The sequence below is a fragment of the Paenibacillus sp. J31R34 genome (assembly GCF_059383715.1).
Genome location: NZ_JBXENU010000001.1, coordinates 269,827 through 287,010, shown reverse-complemented (window position 1 = coordinate 287,010; position 17,184 = coordinate 269,827). Strand labels below are relative to the sequence as shown.

The window sequence follows — 17,184 nt, the reverse complement described above, 5'->3', positions numbered from 1 at the left end:
TCTCACCCTCTATCCTCTTATTCGCAAACGACCGCAGACGCAGGAAGCTCAGCTTCCAAGCCAAGCACGCGATAATAAATTTCTTCATATTCAGCCGTAATGCGATCATTACAGAAATCATGGCAGGCACGGTATATACAAGCTTCTTTAAATTTCGCATGCAGCTCTTCGTCTGTCAGCAAACGAATGGCATTGGCCGCCATGCTGTCCACATCGCCGATCGGGCTAAGGAAGCCCGTTTCACCATGCGTCACCAGCTCAGGGATACCGCCTGCTGTGGAGCCAATGGTCGGTACGCCGCAAGCCATGGCCTCCAGCGCTACCAGACCGAAGCTCTCTTTCTCCGAAGGGAGGAGCAGCACGTCAGCAAGCGATATCACTTGCGCCACATCCTCCTGCTTGCCCAGAAACACGACGCGATCCTCCAGTCCCATTTCACGGATTTTGCACTGGATTTTCGATAGCTCCGGTCCTTCTCCGACTAGCAGCAGCTTCGAAGGTACCGTCTTAGCAACCTGCTGGAAAATTTCAATGACGTCTGATACCCGCTTAACAGGACGGAAATTGGAAATATGCATTAATATTTTTTCATTCGGGCTGGCATAATCCAGTCGCAGCGAGGCGACGTCACGAGGATAATAAATGCGCTTGTCAACAAAATTATAGGTGAGATCAATCGGCTTCGTAATATCAAGCAGCTTTCTCGTCTCCTGAATCAAATCCTGGGAAACCGCCGTTACGGCATCGCTTTTATTAATGGCAAGCCTAATTAAGTCCTTAAGCGACTCATCCTGCGCGAGCACCGTAATATCCGTTCCATGCAGCGTTGTAACCGTCTTGAGCTCCTCGCCAATCATCTGCTTGGCGAGATGGGCACAGACGGCGTGAGGAACCGCATAATGCACATGAAGCAAATCCAGCTTCTCCATCTTGGCGACCTGTGCCATCTTGCTTGCCAGTGATAAGTCATAAGGCGGAAAACGAAACACATAATAATCATTGACTTCAACTTCATGGAAAAAAATATTTTTATTAAAATGGCCTAGCCGGAACGGAATGCTGTGCGTTATAAAATGAATTTCATGTCCTCGCTCTGCAAGCAGCTTGCCGAGCTCAGTCGCAACGACACCAGAGCCACCAAGCGTAGGATAACAGGTTATCCCAATTTTCAACTTACGTGCCATGTCCTGCTCACTCCTGCCGTCTCTAGCTTTTATAATCAATTCTATTCCTAATGGTTTGTATATCTTGCCGAATCTGTTGCCTGGCCTTCTAAAATAATTTCACCTCATGCGGCCGTTTCAAAGCAAAGCCTTCCGCATATTTCCAGGAGCGCGCTTGACCGAGCAGCATATCTCTCGCTTCCACCCGTTCCACATAGCGGTCGGTGAGCGGCGTCGAAACGCGGTCTTCCGCTTGGGTAACCGCTTGAAACTGCGAGCGATAAGCAAGCAGCGATTGGCGCTTCGTTTCGTATTGCTCACTGACATCTACAACAAGCGAAACCTGCTCCATGTCATTTATGTAATAATAAATCAGCTGCTGCACCTGAACAGGGGGAAGCTCCGGCATATATTTTCGCAGCTTGGCATTAAATACAGCTTCCTCGACCAGCTTGCTGCATGCAATATGATCGGGATGCCGATCAACCCAATACGGCGCAAACACGATGCGCGGGCGACTGCGGCGGATTTCCGCCACAATGCTGTCGATGTTGCTGCGGGTAAGCTCAAGTCCGCGATCCGGCAGCTGCAAATTGGTCCGTGAATAAAGACCAAGCACCGCAGCAGCGTCATCGGCTTCTCGCCTTCGCTGCTCTACGGTGCCATTCGAAGACATTTCTGCTTCGGTTAAATCACAAATACCAACCAGCATGCCTGCCATCGTATGTTTGGCAATGGTGCCGCCCATTCCAATTTCAGCATCATCTGCATGTGCGCCAAATACGAGAATATCTAACGGCTCACTCATAGCGGCAATTCAGGCTTGTACTTATGAACAAGCTCTCTCCAGGCAAAATCCCCGCGTTCCAGCGCCTTGACTAGCAATTCGGCTGTCGCTACGTTTGTCGCAACCGGAATGCCCTGCACATCGCAAAGGCGAAGCAGCGCAATAATATCTGGCTCATGCGGCTGCGCCATAAGCGGGTCACGCAGGAAGATAATCAGATCCATTTCATTTTGGGCAACAAGGGCGCCGATTTGCTGGTCGCCGCCAAGCGGTCCCGACATGAAGCGGTGGATGCTCAAATCCGTCTGCTCCATAATTCTCGTACCGGTCGTACCTGTTGAATAGAGCTCATGGCCTACAAAAACCCTCTCGTAGGCAATAACAAAGTTGACGATCTCTTCTTTCTTTCGGTCATGCGCGATGAATGCAATTTTCATAGGTGAGGCCCCTCTTCCGCTGTCTAGTTCAATCCTTCTACTAATCCATCAAATGCTCGAACCCGTATACTAATCCGCTGTAACCCATCACTTTTTTGATTGCTACATTAACGCCTGGCATATAGCCCGCACGGTCATAGGAGTCATGGCGAATTTTGAGCGATTGGCCATAACCGCCAAATACAACTTCCTGCTGCGCAAATACGCCCGGAAGTCTCACACTATGTATACGGAAGCCATTGTAGTAACCGCCTCTTGCTCCTTCGATCGTTTCCTTCTCGTTAGGATTGCCTTGACGCAGCTCTTGGCGAGCCTCAGCAATGAGCTCTGCCGTCTTGATCGCTGTGCCCGAAGGAGCATCGAGCTTGTGGTCGCCATGATATTCGATAATTTCAACATGCGGCAAATATTTTGATGCCTGTGCAGCAAATTTCATCATCAGAATAGCGCCAATCGAAAAGTTAGGCGCGATGAGCCCGCCAAGCTGCTTCTCGATACAACGCTGGTTAAGCTCTTCAATTTGCTCAGGTGTAAAACCCGTCGTTCCCATTATAGGACGAACGCCGAATTCAATGGCTGTTTTTGTATGTTCATAGGCAGCATGCGGAGCCGTAAAATCTACCATAACATCGGCCTTCGCGCTGCTAAGCGCCTCTTCAATCGTTTTGCAAGCGATGACCCCAGTATTAGGCTTATTCGCAAAGCTTCCTGCATCTACAGCGCCTGCTGAAGGCGCGACGGCGGATACGAGCTCCAGCGCCTCATCCTCCAGCACCATTTTTACCACTTCACGGCCCATAAGACCGCCTGCTCCGATAACTGCTACTTTAATTGTATCCACTTATCCATCACCTGTTCCTTCGTCTATGTTGTCCGTTAATCCGGTAGCGCATCAAGCGCCGCCGGCGGCTCACATCAGCAAATAGCCTTCTGGCGGCTGAATGCCCCGGGTCAAGCCGAATCGCTTCGCGCGCATGCTCAGCAGCTTCATCCAGCTGCCCAAGCTCAGCATACGTCATTGCGATCCAATAAAAAGCGTCAAAGCACAGCGGATCGAGCTCTACTGCCTGCTTTAGCATCAGCAGCGCCTCTTCCAATGCCGGCGGTTCTTGTGTCAGCAGCTGCTGCGCATTCGAAAGCTGCAGCCTTGCTTCTATCGTCTGAAAATGATAAATATATTCCGGTTCATCCTCCGCCAGCTCAAGCGCCCTGCGAGCATGCTCATAAGCTTTCGACCATTTCCCGCTGCGCGCGCATGAAATAGCGCACTTATGATAATAACTGGCATTGTCAGGCTCTGCGGCAATCGCTTGCTCAAACCAGATAATAGCCTGTTCAAAATCGCTGGTCAAAATGAAAGCATACGCCTTTTTGATACAAGCTTCCCCGTTCATTACCGCCCATCCTCCTTGTACACAGGTTGATGGTACAGCATATGTGAGAGGCGGTATTACTGTTCAGCGTTTTTTAAAGTCCAGCGGTTTTTATCCCGAGTATTGAATTTGTCCATGACTTTATTGTGTGCTTCTGTTAAATCAATATCGAGCGAATTGGCAAAGCAGGATAAAAGAAATAAAATATCGCCAAGCTCCATTTCAATGGAGTTGTCGGCTTCATCCGCCTTTTTGCGTTTCTCGCCGTAGGAATGGTTCACTTCACGCGCAAGCTCGCCGACTTCCTCGCTCATTCTTGCCATCAGTGCCAGTGGACTGAAATAGCCTTCTTTAAATTGAGAAATATAATCATCCACTTCTTGCTGGATATCTGCCAACGATTTTTGAGCCATAGGTGAAATTCCCTTCTTTCAAGACTACCGTTTCCCACATCTATTGCAGTTGGAAAACAAGCCTAAAACTAATTGTTGTCAATAATTCATATGTTAACGCAAAGAGACGATGAAAACAATGTTTTTGAACGATGAAAATTGCGCTATACTACAGAATGGAAACCGCCATCCGATCATCATCGACGTTTTTCGGCTGTCGCCTCTAATAGATTAATCGCAAGCAGTGGACAGGGAAGCGAATAAGTGAAATAATGGATTTTTTATACTTATATGCTTATATTTTAAAAAAGGAGAATTCTAATGATGTTTCGTAAAGTAACCAAGCAATTACAAATTATTCTGCCTATTCTGCTAGGCACAGCCATATATGCTTTTGGGCTGCACTATTTTCTGATACCGAATATGCTTATGGAGGGCGGTGTAACCGGTATAGCGGTTCTGCTCAATTATGCAGCCGGATGGCCGCTGTCCATTACGACGCTTGTCCTCAACATTCCGCTGTTTCTACTTGGCTGGAGGACGCTTGGCCGTACCGAAATGCTTTATACACTCGCAGGCATCGTTTCGCTTTCCTTTTTCCTAGCCGTAATGGAGCAGCTTATTGCCAAAGGCTGGGTCGTAACGTTCCACACTTCAACCGATTACATACTTGCTGCTTTGTATGCGGGGGTTACGCTCGGCGCAGGGCTTGGCATCGTCTTTCGTTTTGGCGGAACGACTGGAGGCGTGGATATTATAGCCCGTATCGTATCACGTCGCAAAACGCTGAGCATGGGGCAGATTATTCTCATTCTCGATATTGTCATTATCGGAGGCTCGCTCTTTTTTATTCCTATCGAAAAAGTGCTGTATACGCTCGTAACGGTATTTGTTGCCGCCAAGCTCATTGATTTCATTCAGGATGGCGCTTATGCCGCCAAATCCTTCTCGATTATTACAGACAAAGGTACTCCGATGGCGCAGCGCATTACGATTGAAATGGAACGCGGTGTGACGCTGATGCCGGCAAAAGGCGCTTTTTCCGGTCAGCAAAAGGAAATCGTATATTGCGTCGTTCAGCGGCAGGAGCTGCGCCGCCTCAAAGCAATCGTTCGCAGCGTAGATCCTCGTGCATTCGTCATCATTAATGATGTCCACGATGTGCTGGGCGAAGGATTCAACGAGGAATAAAAGCATAAAGCCGCTCCCATCAAGGGAGCGGCTTTATGCCGTAAGGCTGCTGCTTGTATTTACGCCAGCTTTTATAGGCAAGCACAGCCATAATAATAGCACCGAGCAGCAGCGTCCAGCTTACCGGATTAGCCGATGCAGGTGGCGCAAGCGCAGGCTCTTCAACAACGGATTGCGGCTTGTCCGTAAACAATCTGCTTACGGCTGCTCCAAGCTGCGTCAGCGCCTCGTCGACTCGACTCGCTTGCGCTTGGTCTTGAGGTCCAGCGGATAACAGCACATTCGTATAGCGTATCCGTTCATGCAGCTCTGCTGTCCGTCCTTCCGGACGCAGCATAAAGGCAGGACCTTCAACAAGCGCCAAATGCGCGCTTAAGTTGTCTATCGCCGCCCTCGCAGCAGCCGCCCGCTCTTCATATGGGCGCTTCCATGCTTTTCTCACACGGCTTACATCCTCGAGCATAACCCGCTCATATTGCATCCATAACCCACTGGCTGGCCTTAGCATCGCATCCGCAGTTAGATGAATGCGGGCAGAGGCAGCCAGCCACCCGGCGGGATGCCTTTTGCTCAGAAGCTCATCCGAGACAGCCTGTATGCTTTGCTGCAGCTTAATCCACCCAGTTGGGCGGCCTTCAATGCCAGTCTCCAGCTGCGGCAGCAGTCGCTCCAACTGCTGGACATATTTATAGCCAGCTTGGCGGTTGTCTGCGTAAGAAGCCTTATATAATGAATTAGCCGCTTCCTCGAAACGACGCATGAGCATTTCAGCATCGACAGCCTCCGCTTGCCTTGCGCCAAGCGGTTGTTCGCCTGCATAAGCCCAAGTCGCAGAAACAGAGCCAAGCAGCATTGCGATACTTAATAGAATGGGCATTGCAATACGCGTTCTCATGGACATCCCCCCATAATCAAGCTTATGAGGGGATGTCCATCGTTATGCTTTTTTATGCTTGTTTTCTCGCTCGGAGCGCCAGCCAGCCCACGACAAAGCTAAAGATGGATAAGCTATATGTAAACAGGCGAACTTGCGGCAAATCGTCCATCAGCTCATCAGCAAGCCACGGGAATACGCCGAACGTATAATCAATGGTGTCATTAAGCAGCAGCCAGGCTGTGGCAACAACGACTGCCTTGAATCCCGCTTTCATAAAACGAGCATACAGAAGCACCTCTACAGCCATGCCAAGATGAGAAAAAACGAGCATGCCGTGCTGCCAATTCAGCTCCCCGCCCTGCGCTCCCGTCGCCACGATCATGGACACCGCCCACAAGCCATATTTCACCGACGTGACAACTGCAAGTCCTTCGATAATCATTCTAGTCACCTGAACGAATCTAGATGCCGATTCAGGCGGCGGGAACAGCAAGTAAAGCAGAGTAAGCGTAAAAAATAAACTAGCCGTCGGACTGTCCGGCACAAATACAAGAAGCCAAGACGGAAAACGTTCATAAGTATAAACCAATTGATTCCAGTACCATATGTAACCGTAAACGGTCCCTAAAAAATTAACGATAAACAGCAGCCACAAGATCGTGCGATTCATCCACAGCATGCGGCTCCATAACCATGACAATCCCATTGTTTTCAACCCCTATATTCCCAGCCTTGTTGTACCGTCCGAACATTGCCTTGCCTAATAAGTTTGAAAAGAACCTGATTGCAATGAAGCAATCAGGTTCTTGCTGTTACTTTTTTATTCAGTTGCAGCTTTCTGCTTGGAAAGCCACGTTGCAATTTGATCAATCTGCTCAGCGCTCAGGCTGTCTTTGAAGGCAGGCATATTGCCATTACCGTTCGTGACGGTAGCGACAATCTCTTCCTTGGACAAGACATCGCCAATACCGCGAAGTGCAGGAATTTGCGGTGGGTTACCCTTCATGTCTGCTGCATGGCAGGTCAGACATTTGGATTGCTCCATCAGCTTATGTGCTGGATCATCCGCTTCTACAATTGCAACGGCCGCAGTTTCAGGCTTCTTCGTCGTGCTAGGAGCCTCTTCACCTTTAGCCGCCGCTTCTCTGGCTTTCTCTTCACGAACGTGATGCTCAGGAATTGTATTGGTAATTTCCAACTGGTGCTGGTAGTGATCCCAAGATACAACCGTCAAATACACTGTCGCGATCAATGATAAAATCATCAGCGAGGAAGCAATCGGACGACGATAAAATCTGCGCTCTTTGCCTGTATCAAGGAAAGGAGCAAGCAGCAAACCGCCGAACATAACGCCAGGTATGCCCATCGTACCGAGCACGATATAATCCTGTGAAACATATGGATATTTCAAAAATTGATACAAAAACAAGAAATACCAGTCCGGCATCGGAATAAACGCTGCGTTTGTCGGATCTGCCGGATAGCCAAGCGGAGCTGGCTCTGCAATCGTCCATACGAGAAAACCGACGAGTACGACGCAGCCAACCATCCACTCTTTCAGCAGGAAGTTAGGAATAAACGCCTCTGACTTCCCTGGAAAAGACGTATAGTCGGGCGGAATATTCGGATGATTGTTTTTCTTCACCCGTGAATCTCCGACGAATACAACCTTTTCGTCTGATTTGTGACCATGTGCCATCATAAAGTCCTCCCTTCGCTTAAAGTGGTCCCGAAATACCTTGTTTCCGAATCATCAGGAAGTGAGCCGCTAGCATAGCAAGCAATGCGCCAGGCAGGAAGAAGACGTGAATCGCGAAGAAGCGAGTCAGCGTTTGCGCACCTACGATGTCGCCGCCATACAGGAACTTCCCGATGTAAGGTCCGATGTACGGAACGGATTCCGCGATTTGAACGCCGACCTTAGTTGCGAAGTAAGCTTTGTTATCCCATGGAAGAAGGTAGCCCGTGAAACCAAGGCCCAACATAATGAAGAAAATAAGCATACCTACTACCCAGTTCATTTCGCGCGGCGCTTTATAAGAGCCGGTGAAGAACACGCGCAGCGTATGTAAAAACATCATAACAATAACGAGACTCGCACCAAAGTGATGCATACCGCGAACGATGCCGCCGAATGCGACCTTATGGTTCAAATAGTCAACGCTTGCATAAGCATTCAGAATATCCGGAACATAATACATCGTCAGGAACATGCCGGACAAAATTTGAATGACGGTAATAAAAAACGTCAAGCCGCCAAAGCAATAGACGAACGCCGAGAAGTGATGCGCAGGGTTAACATGCTCCGGAACCTCATGGTCCGCAACGTCCCTCCACAACGGCGTAATGTCAAGACGTTCATCGATCCAATTGTATACACTTTTAAACATCTGATCATTCGCCTCCTTAGCCTACCCGTGAATTTGGCTTAACTGGACCCAAGTAAACAAATCCATTCTCAATCTTCACTTCGTATTCATCCAATGGATTTGGTGCTACGGTAATGTTCTTGCCGTCTTTCGTATAACGCGCGTCGTGACACGGGCAGTCATACTCATCTTTACCCTTCGCATTCCAGGCAATCGTACAACCCAGATGTTTGCAAATTGGTGAAAGCGCAAATACATTGTTATTTGCGTCTTTTGACACCCAAGCAGACAGCTCAGGATCGCTGACGTACCATCCATCAACTTGGTGAATTTGGAACTTAAACTCTTGCGGATCTGTTGTAATTTTGCTCTCTTCTACTACTTTAACAAAGGTGCCTTCGGTTTTTTTCTCTAATAATGGGTCTACCGCAAAACGCACCATTGGAAGCACGGCTCCGCCCATCATAAAAGCGGTTGTTCCACCGAGCGTATACGACAAAAACTGCCGTCTTGACATCTCTTTGCGTTGAAGCGGCTTGTGTGCCGATTCTTGATGTTCGTGGTTACTCATCTTCTGTTCTACCCCCTTTGCCAACCATTTCTTGTGTTTTGCGCATAGCAAAACACATGACGAACTAGGACATACTTATAATAGCCTAGGTGCTTAGGAGCGTCAAGAATATGGCTGATGATTGACTGCCTAATAAAATGTTGATTTTTAATTTGTAATTAATTTGTCACATTTAACCTTGCATGGCATTTGTTTTCCCCAGAAAATCGTTTAATTATGCAAATCAAGCGTAAACGGCTGTCGCCGTCCTTTGGCGGCGCGGGGTGTTTCATTCCGAGAAATATAGAGAAAGGATGAAAAATTCATATTCTTTCCTATATTTTCGAAAAATCAGGTCGATTGCTTCGGATTCCACATCAGCGAAACGCGCTCCTTCACGTCCGCAGCATGAGGCAGTTCGCCCGCTTGATCTGGCCCCAGCAGCAAATCGGCTTGAACGCCTGCCAAATCCAGCTTGCCGGATGCTGTCGCTACAATTATATATCGGAAGCCTGCGCCTCTAAGTGAAGCGCATACATCATTAATCATATCAACAGCCGCGCGGGCACCTACATAATGAAGCGCTGGATAAGTGACGACTCGTCCTTTAAAAGGAATTTCAATCAGATCCATCACATCACGCAGACGCTCCAGGGCAGCAGTCGCCTCATAAGGCTGCTCTTCGCCGCTCATGCCTGTGACAGGCAGCATACAGGTGTCCAAATAGGGACGCAGCTCTTCCCACTGTTCTTCTTGCACATCGCTAAATTTCATTGCCAAGATCTCCTTCCGCTTGCAGCTACAGCTGGCTTATCGCAGCTTGCGAAAGCCTACGAGCTTCCATTTTATATACCAAACCTTTGTCTATGTTAACGTTTTATTCCCCATTTGCCAATGGGTGTTGCCCTTCTGCCTGCCGATTCTTTTTGATGCACAGCAAAATAAGCTTCTACCTCAGCCCGCGAGCTTTCTCGCCGTAGCCTCTGATGGAAGCTTATTTTGCCCTTCATTCTTGCTTTCCACGTTATGCCTTCACTTCATTTCGTTCAATTCTTTAGCTAAGCGATAAAACGTATCCTCATCCCCAGCCGCAAGCGACTGGTCAATTTCGCGGTATATACGCTCCGCACGGAATTTTCGCACCGCTTCATCCAGGGCCATTTCTGCTGCAAGCGACAGCATCGCTTCGTACGTTACCTTCATTTTATCCATAGGATACACCTCCACACCGGCGTTAAGAGATCCTATATTCTTCGCCTTTCTTCACGTAGCTTTCCATCGTTCGTTTCATTCGCAGCAAATCGTCCTCCGTAAGCTCTCTAACGACTTTAGCAGGTGAACCAAGAGAAAGCGTATAGGGTGGTATCTTCTTATTCTCCGTAACAATCGAACCGGCTCCTACTAAAGCATATTCACCAAGCTGCGCGCCGTTAAGTACGATTGCCCCCATTCCAATTAATGTGCCTTTGCCTATCGTACAGCCATGGATAATCGCCGCGTGCCCGATGGAAACTTCATCTTCCAAAATGAGCGGTTGGTTCGTATTCACATGCCCGACAACTCCATCCTGTATATTGCAGCTATTTCCAATATGTATCGGCGCCAAATCTCCGCGAAGCACAGCGTTAAACCATACGGTGCTGTACTGGCCAATTGTCACATCTCCAATCAGCTTCGCTCCTTCTCCGATATAAACACTGGAATGAATCGTTGGTCTTACTCCCAAATAAGGCAGCAGCATCTCGTAAATTCCCCTCTCATTTGCAATGGAAGTTCAGCATCATACTGCTATGCATCCATTCCTTTACATTAGCGTGGGGTGATTCTATCAACTGCCGCAGCCATTGTCAATACATGAATAATCGGTTCTGCTCTTCCAGGCTAATGCCCAACATTACCGCTTTGCCCGCCTTCGTCGTTTTGATGACCATGCCGTGCAGCTCATGCTCTCCTAGCCGTATTAGACCAAGATGGACGAGCATACCAAGCAATCTGTGCTGAAAAATCCGCTCCGCATCATCATAATAGAATGGTTTAATGAGCGGAACCAGTACCTGGCTGAGCGATTGCGCCGTTACCCACTGATCCGATAGTCCGCCAATCCATTGGACGAGCGCTAAAATGTTCGGAATCGGCCCTTTATACTGCTTAAGCCAGCATTTGTACAACTGCTGCAATTCATTTGCTGGAGCTGTAAGCAGCCTTTCCTGCCCTCCTGGCGTGAGCTTTAAGCCAAGAGGCTCCTCTACAAAATAGTTCATTTGCACGCAATAGTCATAAAGCAGCGACATTCGATTCGGATAATGGTGAAAATATTTGCCGTAGCCGAATCGCCACTCTCCCTTGCCCGGCAGCTCCTCCTTGATCGAAAACAAATCAAGCAGCTGCAAGCTAAAGCGCTTGTATAGGGAACCGTCAGCCGCCATCGTCACTTCGTTGTGATGGATGTAATGCAGCAGCCCGCGAATATCAGCCTGCAGCAGTTCCTGCTCATCCCGGTACACATGAGGCTCATCCACATACACAAGCTGTGCTGCAAACTTGCGTTTCAATGTTTCACGAAACCGCTGCTTTAAATCTTCCGGGACCTGAAACAAATAACGATTCTGCCCGGTGAACCCGTTGAACAGCCAGCCCTGATGCTTGAATTTAACGATTATATCCCGGGGGCTGATTTCCTTCATAACAGGCGTTTTTTTGGAACGGCGCTTCGGCGCAGGCTTGGCGGGTTTCTGATTAGATGAGGCTTTCTCTGCTGCAGCCGGCTGCTCACCCTTTGTTTCCTTTTGAACCGCGCTCGCTGCCTCAGGACCATTAAACCTGCTCTGCTGCGCACGAGCCAGAAGCTCCTCCAAACTAAAAGCGTCTCTCGTCTCGAACAGCAGCGAGTTTAAAAACCGCAAATCCTCAATTGCCATGCTGCTGATTTGTTGCTCGAAAACATCATTTCGGCTTACAGCGCCGAGAATCGACTGAATCAATTCATTTTTGGAGTTGCTATTGCACTCGCATTGATAGACGGAGGCAATGCGGCTGAGCTGCCCGATATCTGCACAGCCGAGCATATCCGATAAATTCATAGTCTCTCCTCCTTCGCGCTTAACTGCTGCTTTAATGAACAGCCTTGCTTGCACTCATGATTGTAGAGCAGCCTTTTTTTATTACCATTATGGGAAGAAACTCAGATTTTATAACCGCAGTTCCGGAAAAAATAGTTTTTATGCTTTTTTTTCAAAAAAAACGCCATCCCTCCGGTTAGAGGAATGGCGCTGCTATCGATATAATCGAGCTGCTTCTGTAATTAATAAAGCAGCTTTCATTATTATTTTAAACGCCGACCTGATCGAGCTGCTGCAAATGCCGGCTGCAATTGTAGAGCAAGGACTCCCAATCATTTCCCTTAAACTGAAGGATGGAATAAGACATATTATCGAGAAACTGTTTATCAAGTCCTGAGCACAGCTCATCCAGCAGCTGCGCCAGAAAGCTTCCATGCGTGACGACAAGCAGGCGCCCCTCGGGATTGCTTTGCCGCCATTCCTCTACAAAAGAACGCCCACGCACGCGCACAGTCTCATCAGACTCCTGTCCAACTTCAGCTTTGCGCCATTGCTCACCCCAGCGCGCTATCCGCTCCTGCTCCGTCGTTCCTTCTATATCGCCATAAAAACGCTCACGCAGCCGATCATCCGGTGCCAGCAGCGGAATGTCCAGCTTATCCGCGACAATTCGGGCTGTCTCACGGGCACGCAGCAAATCACTGGAAATAACAGCATCCCACAGCTTCTGATCTTCGCTTAGACGGCTTGCGAGTGCCATCGCTTGAGCAACTCCCCGCTCATTCAAGGGAATATCGGTTTGCCCTTGAATTTTTCCAATCTTATTCCAATCCGTATTGCCGTGACGCACCAGACCTATTATCATCCCGCCAGCCTCCCCAGCTTAGTTGCACTCTATTACCGCAAGGTAACGCAAACAAGGGGCCCCTGTCAAGGAGCCCTTTGCGCTAGCTGCGCGTTCTTGATAACCAGTTTAGCATAAGCAGCGTCATGACCATGCCAAGCAGCGACAGCGCCACCCAATACTGTGGAAAAGCCGGAACAACCTTAAGAACAAAAGGATCGCTGATACTTGCAACCGGCACCTCATATTCAGCGCTAATGACGAGCCCGCTGCCCGAAGCATTAGCTGTATCCATAAATCCTGTTAATTGGGCCAACTGATCCGGACTTGTACTCGTTTCGTTGCCCACGACGAAAAAGACGAGCGCACAAACGAACATCGCCATGCAGCCAGCCACAACAAGGGCTACATTGCGACGAAAGGAAGGAGAAAACTGATAGCTTTTGTGTGTAACCGGCATGAGCCAAGATTCCTCTGCATAAATGCGATCCATGACTCCGCGCGTCACATGATCCATTGGCGGCAGTTCTATGGAATCATCCTCGGCAATGCAGCGAATCAGCTCCTCGCTCTCTTCCCACAAACGGAGCTGCTCCATGCAGTGCTCACAATCAAGCAGATGGGCCTCCATCTCCTGCCGGTGCGGATCTTCCTCCGGCAGCTCCCAGCACATATGGAGTTTGTGTTGAACGTCTTCGCATTTCATCGCGTTTTCATCCCTTCAAATTCTTCCACTCCGAGAGCTTCGCCAAAATAAGGCTCCAATTGAACCTTCACACTGGCTCTGGCTCTGAATAACAAGGATTTCACAGAACTGACCGTCTGCCCTAAAATGCTGGCAATTTCCTGGTAGTCCATCTGGTCATATTCTCTAAGGATAAGTGCGGACCGTTGTTTTTCAGGCAAATTATTAATTGCTTCGCGCACCATCGCCATGCGCTCATTGCGAAGCACAAGCTGCTCCGGACCAGCATCGGGGGCCGTAACCGGCACAATGCCCGATTCATCCAGAGACAAATTCGCTGCTTTCTGCTTGCGCAGCTCACTAAGCACAGTGTTGCGGGCGATCGTGTAAAGCCACGTGGAGAAAGAAGCATCCACCTCACGAAACGAGTGCAGGCTGCGATAGGCTTTATAAAACGTTTCCGAGCATAAATCCTCTGCAAGCAGCTCAAGCTTCGCGCTTTTGAGCATATGAAAAATAAAAGATAATATTTTGCGCTGATAACGGCTCATTAGCTCTGAATAAAGCTCAATGTTGCCATCTTTAATTTCCCTTATTAATTGGGAATCAGTCATGACAGGCGAACCTCCCCACCTGCGAATTCATCTTCCCGGCCCTGTTATCATTAAATTGTACCAAGCCGGAAGCAAAAAGTTGCGGTATGTATAATAAAAATTACGAATCGCTGGTCTAACAACATAAATTCGCGCCGCATAATCAAAATCCTGCTTAATTCGACAAAAGGATAAATGAGGAATTTTTTAGAAAAAAGAGCTTGCCTTTGAAAATCTCCCCTCCTTAACCCTATTGAACAAAAGAAAAGTGGTTAAGCAGGCAACTAATCCTGCTCAGCCACTATCGCGTTTGCCTATCTACCTTACTGATAATACTGACATGGGCGAAAATAACGTATAACGACGACTGCTCAAGGTTATGATACTTTAACGAAGGGAGGAATGAATGTGAATGAGACAAAAAAGTGGGATTTATCAGCTCTAGCAACAATTCCGCTAATTATGACGCTTGCGAATTCAATGCTCATTCCTGTCCTTCCCCTTATTCAAAAAAAATTACATATTTCTTCTCTTCAATCCAGCCTCATTATTACAGTCTACGCCGCGATATCGATCTTATGTATCCCTTTTGCCGGTTATCTTTCCGATCGTTTCGGAAGAAAACGAATTATCGTCATCGGGCTGTGTATTGCTGCTGTCGGTGGTTTAATCTCAGGTTTAGCTGCATGGCTGCTGAATGATCATGTTTACGCATTCATTTTAGCAGGCAGACTCATTCAAGGAATCGGAGCCGCTGGCGCCTTCCCGATCGTTATGCCATTAGTTGGCGATATGTATAAAAGTGAGGAAGAAGTAAGCAATGGACTTGGCATCATTGAAACCTCTAATACTTTAGGAAAGGTTTTAAGTCCAATTCTAGGTTCTGCATTAGCATTAATCATTTGGTTTCTTCCCTTGGTTGTCATTCCAGTCATTTCAACCATATCTATTCTGGCCGTTATTTTTCTCGTCAAATCACCTAAACAGCCAAATACAACAAAGCTTAATTTTAGAGATTTTCTTGTTTCCCTTAAAAGCATTTTTGCCGAAAATGGGAAGTGGCTGTATGTCATATTTACACTTGGCGGTAGTGCCATGTTTATTATGTTCGGTTTTCTGTATTATCTATCATCCATCCTAGAAGATAGTTATCATATAGATGGTATTTGGAAAGGCACACTGCTGGCCATCCCTCTCAGCGCAATTTGCATCGCTTCTTTTGCATCTGGGAAATGGATTGGAAAAAATAAAATAAAAATGAAATGGTTAACTGTGGTTGGTTTTGTATTTATCGCCGCTGCCATGCTTATTTGTGGATTAACCAATACGAAAAGCTTATTTTTCCTAATATCTCTCATGTTTATTAGCGGATTAGGCATCGGCCTTGTTCTACCCAGCTTAGATGCGTTAATTACGGAAGGAATAGATAAAAAACAGCGTGGGACTATCACTTCTTTTTATAGCAGCACAAGGTTCATAGGCGTTGCATGTGGTCCATTAGTGGCTTCCATGCTTCTACTTCATATCGCATGGTTGTTTTATATTTTTGTAGCTATTGCTTGTGGATGCTGCTTAATTGCTTTGTTTTTTATAAAACCGAGTCAAATAAAAATATAGAAAATGGGATCAATTGTCTTCTAATTGATCCTTTAATAGGACTCCCGATAGAGATGCTTTTACTCATTAGGTACTGATCATAACGCTACGCCTAATACAGTTAGCATGGCCTCCATTATTACCCCCTTGACAATCCGTTTTATTATAAAAAAGGCTATCATCTATCGTTATTCGCCCTTCTTGCACAAAGATAGATATTAGTCTAGTAAACCTTGGGTTTTTACCCTTCCAAATTTCCAACTCCTACGTATGATAACTCAAATCTTAGGAGGTGTATTCATTGAGTTGTACGATTAATAAGAACAAAAACAAGAAAATGAAAAGCTGTCATAAAAAAGTTATTACGGTTTGTAAACCTAAAAGAAAAAAGAATATTATTATACAGAAAAAAGTTGTTAAAGTAGCGTGTCCTGCCCCTAAAGTTAAAGTTAATGTTACCCCTACACCTGGTCCACAAGGACTGCAAGGGGCGGCTGGCTCAACAGGGCTGACGGGTCCACAAGGACCGGCTGGAGCCACTGGACCTCAAGGGCCAATTGGAGCTACTGGACTTCAAGGACCTGCTGGAGTTACTGGGGCTACTGGACTAACAGGACCTCAAGGGCCTCAAGGCGTGCAAGGGGCCACAGGACTAACAGGGCTAACAGGACCTCAAGGACCTCAAGGGCCAGCTGGCGGCATCGCTTCCTTCGCCTTCCTATGCAGCACGGAAGAACAAAACGTTGCAGCAGCAGCGGTACCAGGAGGGCAAGGAGGTGCAGTAACCTTTAACGATACGGTGATTAACGCAACTGCGCTTACGTTCTCCCCACCAAGCAATATTATCATTAACGAAAGCGGCTTTTACAACATTAGCTGGGAAGTGTTCCCAACTGCAGGAAACTCTGCATTTGGTTTATTCTTCGATCCGGATGGAGCAGGCCCAACTGTCGCGACACTTGTGCCATGCAGCAACTACGGTTCAGGAGCAGGTAACAATCCTTACCAAGGTCAAGTCGTTGTTCAATTGACCGCTGGCGGCGTATTGACTTTAAATCGTATTGATAACATGGGCAATCAAGTATTGCAAAACGCTATCGGCGGCGGAACGCCAACCGTGAGTGCCTCTATTGTCATTGAAAAACTAGCATAATCTAGTCTACTCTACAGGGCTGTTACCAGAAGTCATTAGCAATGACTTCTGGTCAGCCTTTTTTATTTAGAACGATCTCTCTATAAATGTCCTTTAAGCTTCTTTCGGAATACAA

At 47.5% G+C, this 17,184-nt stretch carries 21 protein-coding genes; 3 read left to right on the top strand and 18 right to left on the bottom strand.

What is annotated here, in order from left to right; genetic code table 11:
* Positions 1-17: 17 nt before the first annotated feature.
* The 6 genes from bshA to AC50YG_RS01180 form a co-directional block, all read right to left on the bottom strand.
* Positions 18-1,184, bottom strand: coding sequence for an N-acetyl-alpha-D-glucosaminyl L-malate synthase BshA (gene bshA, locus AC50YG_RS01205; RefSeq protein ID WP_494824115.1), 1,167 nt, complete (start codon positions 1,182-1,184; stop codon positions 18-20).
* 88 nt (positions 1,185-1,272) lie between these two features.
* The gene (gene bshB1 / locus AC50YG_RS01200) at positions 1,273-1,971 is read right to left on the bottom strand and encodes a bacillithiol biosynthesis deacetylase BshB1 (RefSeq protein WP_494824114.1); all 699 of its coding nucleotides are present in this window, start codon (positions 1,969-1,971) and stop codon (positions 1,273-1,275) included.
* Positions 1,968-2,387: a methylglyoxal synthase gene (mgsA, locus tag AC50YG_RS01195; RefSeq protein ID WP_341278134.1), complete on the bottom strand. Its 420-nt coding sequence runs from the start codon at positions 2,385-2,387 to the stop codon at positions 1,968-1,970. The genes bshB1 and mgsA overlap by 4 nt, the downstream gene beginning before the upstream one ends.
* A 40-nt stretch (positions 2,388-2,427) precedes the next feature.
* Positions 2,428-3,186, bottom strand: coding sequence for a 4-hydroxy-tetrahydrodipicolinate reductase (gene dapB / locus AC50YG_RS01190; RefSeq protein WP_494825245.1), 759 nt, complete (start codon positions 3,184-3,186; stop codon positions 2,428-2,430).
* Between the two features lie 49 nt (positions 3,187-3,235).
* Positions 3,236-3,781: a tetratricopeptide repeat protein gene (locus tag AC50YG_RS01185; protein WP_494824112.1), complete on the bottom strand. Its 546-nt coding sequence runs from the start codon at positions 3,779-3,781 to the stop codon at positions 3,236-3,238.
* 56 nt (positions 3,782-3,837) lie between these two features.
* Positions 3,838-4,173 (bottom strand): nucleotide pyrophosphohydrolase, encoded by a 336-nt coding sequence (locus tag AC50YG_RS01180; protein WP_341278137.1) that lies wholly within the window; start codon positions 4,171-4,173, stop codon positions 3,838-3,840.
* Positions 4,174-4,473: 300 nt separating this feature from the next.
* On the opposite strand from AC50YG_RS01180, the gene AC50YG_RS01175 reads away from it, so the two are divergent.
* Positions 4,474-5,343: a YitT family protein gene (locus AC50YG_RS01175; RefSeq protein ID WP_341278138.1), complete on the top strand. Its 870-nt coding sequence runs from the start codon at positions 4,474-4,476 to the stop codon at positions 5,341-5,343.
* A 19-nt stretch (positions 5,344-5,362) separates the two neighbouring features.
* Here AC50YG_RS01175 and AC50YG_RS01170 read toward each other — a convergent pair whose 3' ends face one another.
* The 12 genes from AC50YG_RS01170 to AC50YG_RS01115 form a co-directional block, all read right to left on the bottom strand.
* Positions 5,363-6,238: a sporulation protein YpjB gene (locus AC50YG_RS01170; protein ID WP_494824107.1), complete on the bottom strand. Its 876-nt coding sequence runs from the start codon at positions 6,236-6,238 to the stop codon at positions 5,363-5,365.
* A 52-nt stretch (positions 6,239-6,290) separates the two neighbouring features.
* The gene (locus AC50YG_RS01165) at positions 6,291-6,926 is read right to left on the bottom strand and encodes a DUF1405 domain-containing protein (RefSeq protein WP_494824105.1); all 636 of its coding nucleotides are present in this window, start codon (positions 6,924-6,926) and stop codon (positions 6,291-6,293) included.
* Between the two features lie 114 nt (positions 6,927-7,040).
* Positions 7,041-7,919, bottom strand: a complete 879-nt coding sequence (locus AC50YG_RS01160; protein WP_341283012.1) for a c-type cytochrome — start codon at positions 7,917-7,919, stop codon at positions 7,041-7,043.
* 19 nt (positions 7,920-7,938) lie between these two features.
* Positions 7,939-8,610 (bottom strand): menaquinol-cytochrome c reductase cytochrome b subunit, encoded by a 672-nt coding sequence (gene qcrB / locus AC50YG_RS01155; protein ID WP_338551698.1) that lies wholly within the window; start codon positions 8,608-8,610, stop codon positions 7,939-7,941.
* Positions 8,611-8,626: 16 nt separating this feature from the next.
* Entirely contained in the window at positions 8,627-9,160 is a 534-nt protein-coding gene (locus AC50YG_RS01150) for a Rieske (2Fe-2S) protein (RefSeq protein WP_473757500.1), read from the bottom strand.
* Positions 9,161-9,490: 330 nt separating this feature from the next.
* Entirely contained in the window at positions 9,491-9,913 is a 423-nt protein-coding gene (locus AC50YG_RS01145; RefSeq protein WP_494824104.1) for a DUF2487 family protein, read from the bottom strand.
* Between the two features lie 258 nt (positions 9,914-10,171).
* Entirely contained in the window at positions 10,172-10,351 is a 180-nt protein-coding gene (locus AC50YG_RS01140; RefSeq protein ID WP_056028751.1) for an IDEAL domain-containing protein, read from the bottom strand.
* A 22-nt stretch (positions 10,352-10,373) separates the two neighbouring features.
* Complete coding sequence (locus tag AC50YG_RS01135) at positions 10,374-10,880, bottom strand: gamma carbonic anhydrase family protein (RefSeq protein WP_494824103.1); 507 nt, start codon at positions 10,878-10,880, stop codon at positions 10,374-10,376.
* 106 nt (positions 10,881-10,986) lie between these two features.
* Entirely contained in the window at positions 10,987-12,219 is a 1,233-nt protein-coding gene (locus tag AC50YG_RS01130; RefSeq protein WP_473757503.1) for a hypothetical protein, read from the bottom strand.
* Positions 12,220-12,466: 247 nt separating this feature from the next.
* The gene (locus AC50YG_RS01125; RefSeq protein ID WP_494824102.1) at positions 12,467-13,063 is read right to left on the bottom strand and encodes a histidine phosphatase family protein; all 597 of its coding nucleotides are present in this window, start codon (positions 13,061-13,063) and stop codon (positions 12,467-12,469) included.
* An 82-nt stretch (positions 13,064-13,145) separates the two neighbouring features.
* The gene (locus AC50YG_RS01120) at positions 13,146-13,748 is read right to left on the bottom strand and encodes an anti-sigma factor (RefSeq protein ID WP_494824101.1); all 603 of its coding nucleotides are present in this window, start codon (positions 13,746-13,748) and stop codon (positions 13,146-13,148) included.
* Positions 13,745-14,341, bottom strand: coding sequence for an RNA polymerase sigma factor (locus AC50YG_RS01115; protein WP_056028760.1), 597 nt, complete (start codon positions 14,339-14,341; stop codon positions 13,745-13,747). The genes AC50YG_RS01120 and AC50YG_RS01115 overlap by 4 nt, the downstream gene beginning before the upstream one ends.
* 381 nt (positions 14,342-14,722) lie before the next feature.
* Here AC50YG_RS01115 and AC50YG_RS01110 point away from each other — a divergent pair, with 381 nt between their 5' ends.
* Positions 14,723-15,937: an MFS transporter gene (locus AC50YG_RS01110; RefSeq protein WP_494824100.1), complete on the top strand. Its 1,215-nt coding sequence runs from the start codon at positions 14,723-14,725 to the stop codon at positions 15,935-15,937.
* Between the two features lie 280 nt (positions 15,938-16,217).
* Positions 16,218-17,069, top strand: coding sequence for a collagen-like protein (locus AC50YG_RS01105; RefSeq protein ID WP_494824099.1), 852 nt, complete (start codon positions 16,218-16,220; stop codon positions 17,067-17,069).
* Positions 17,070-17,184 lie beyond the last annotated feature (115 nt).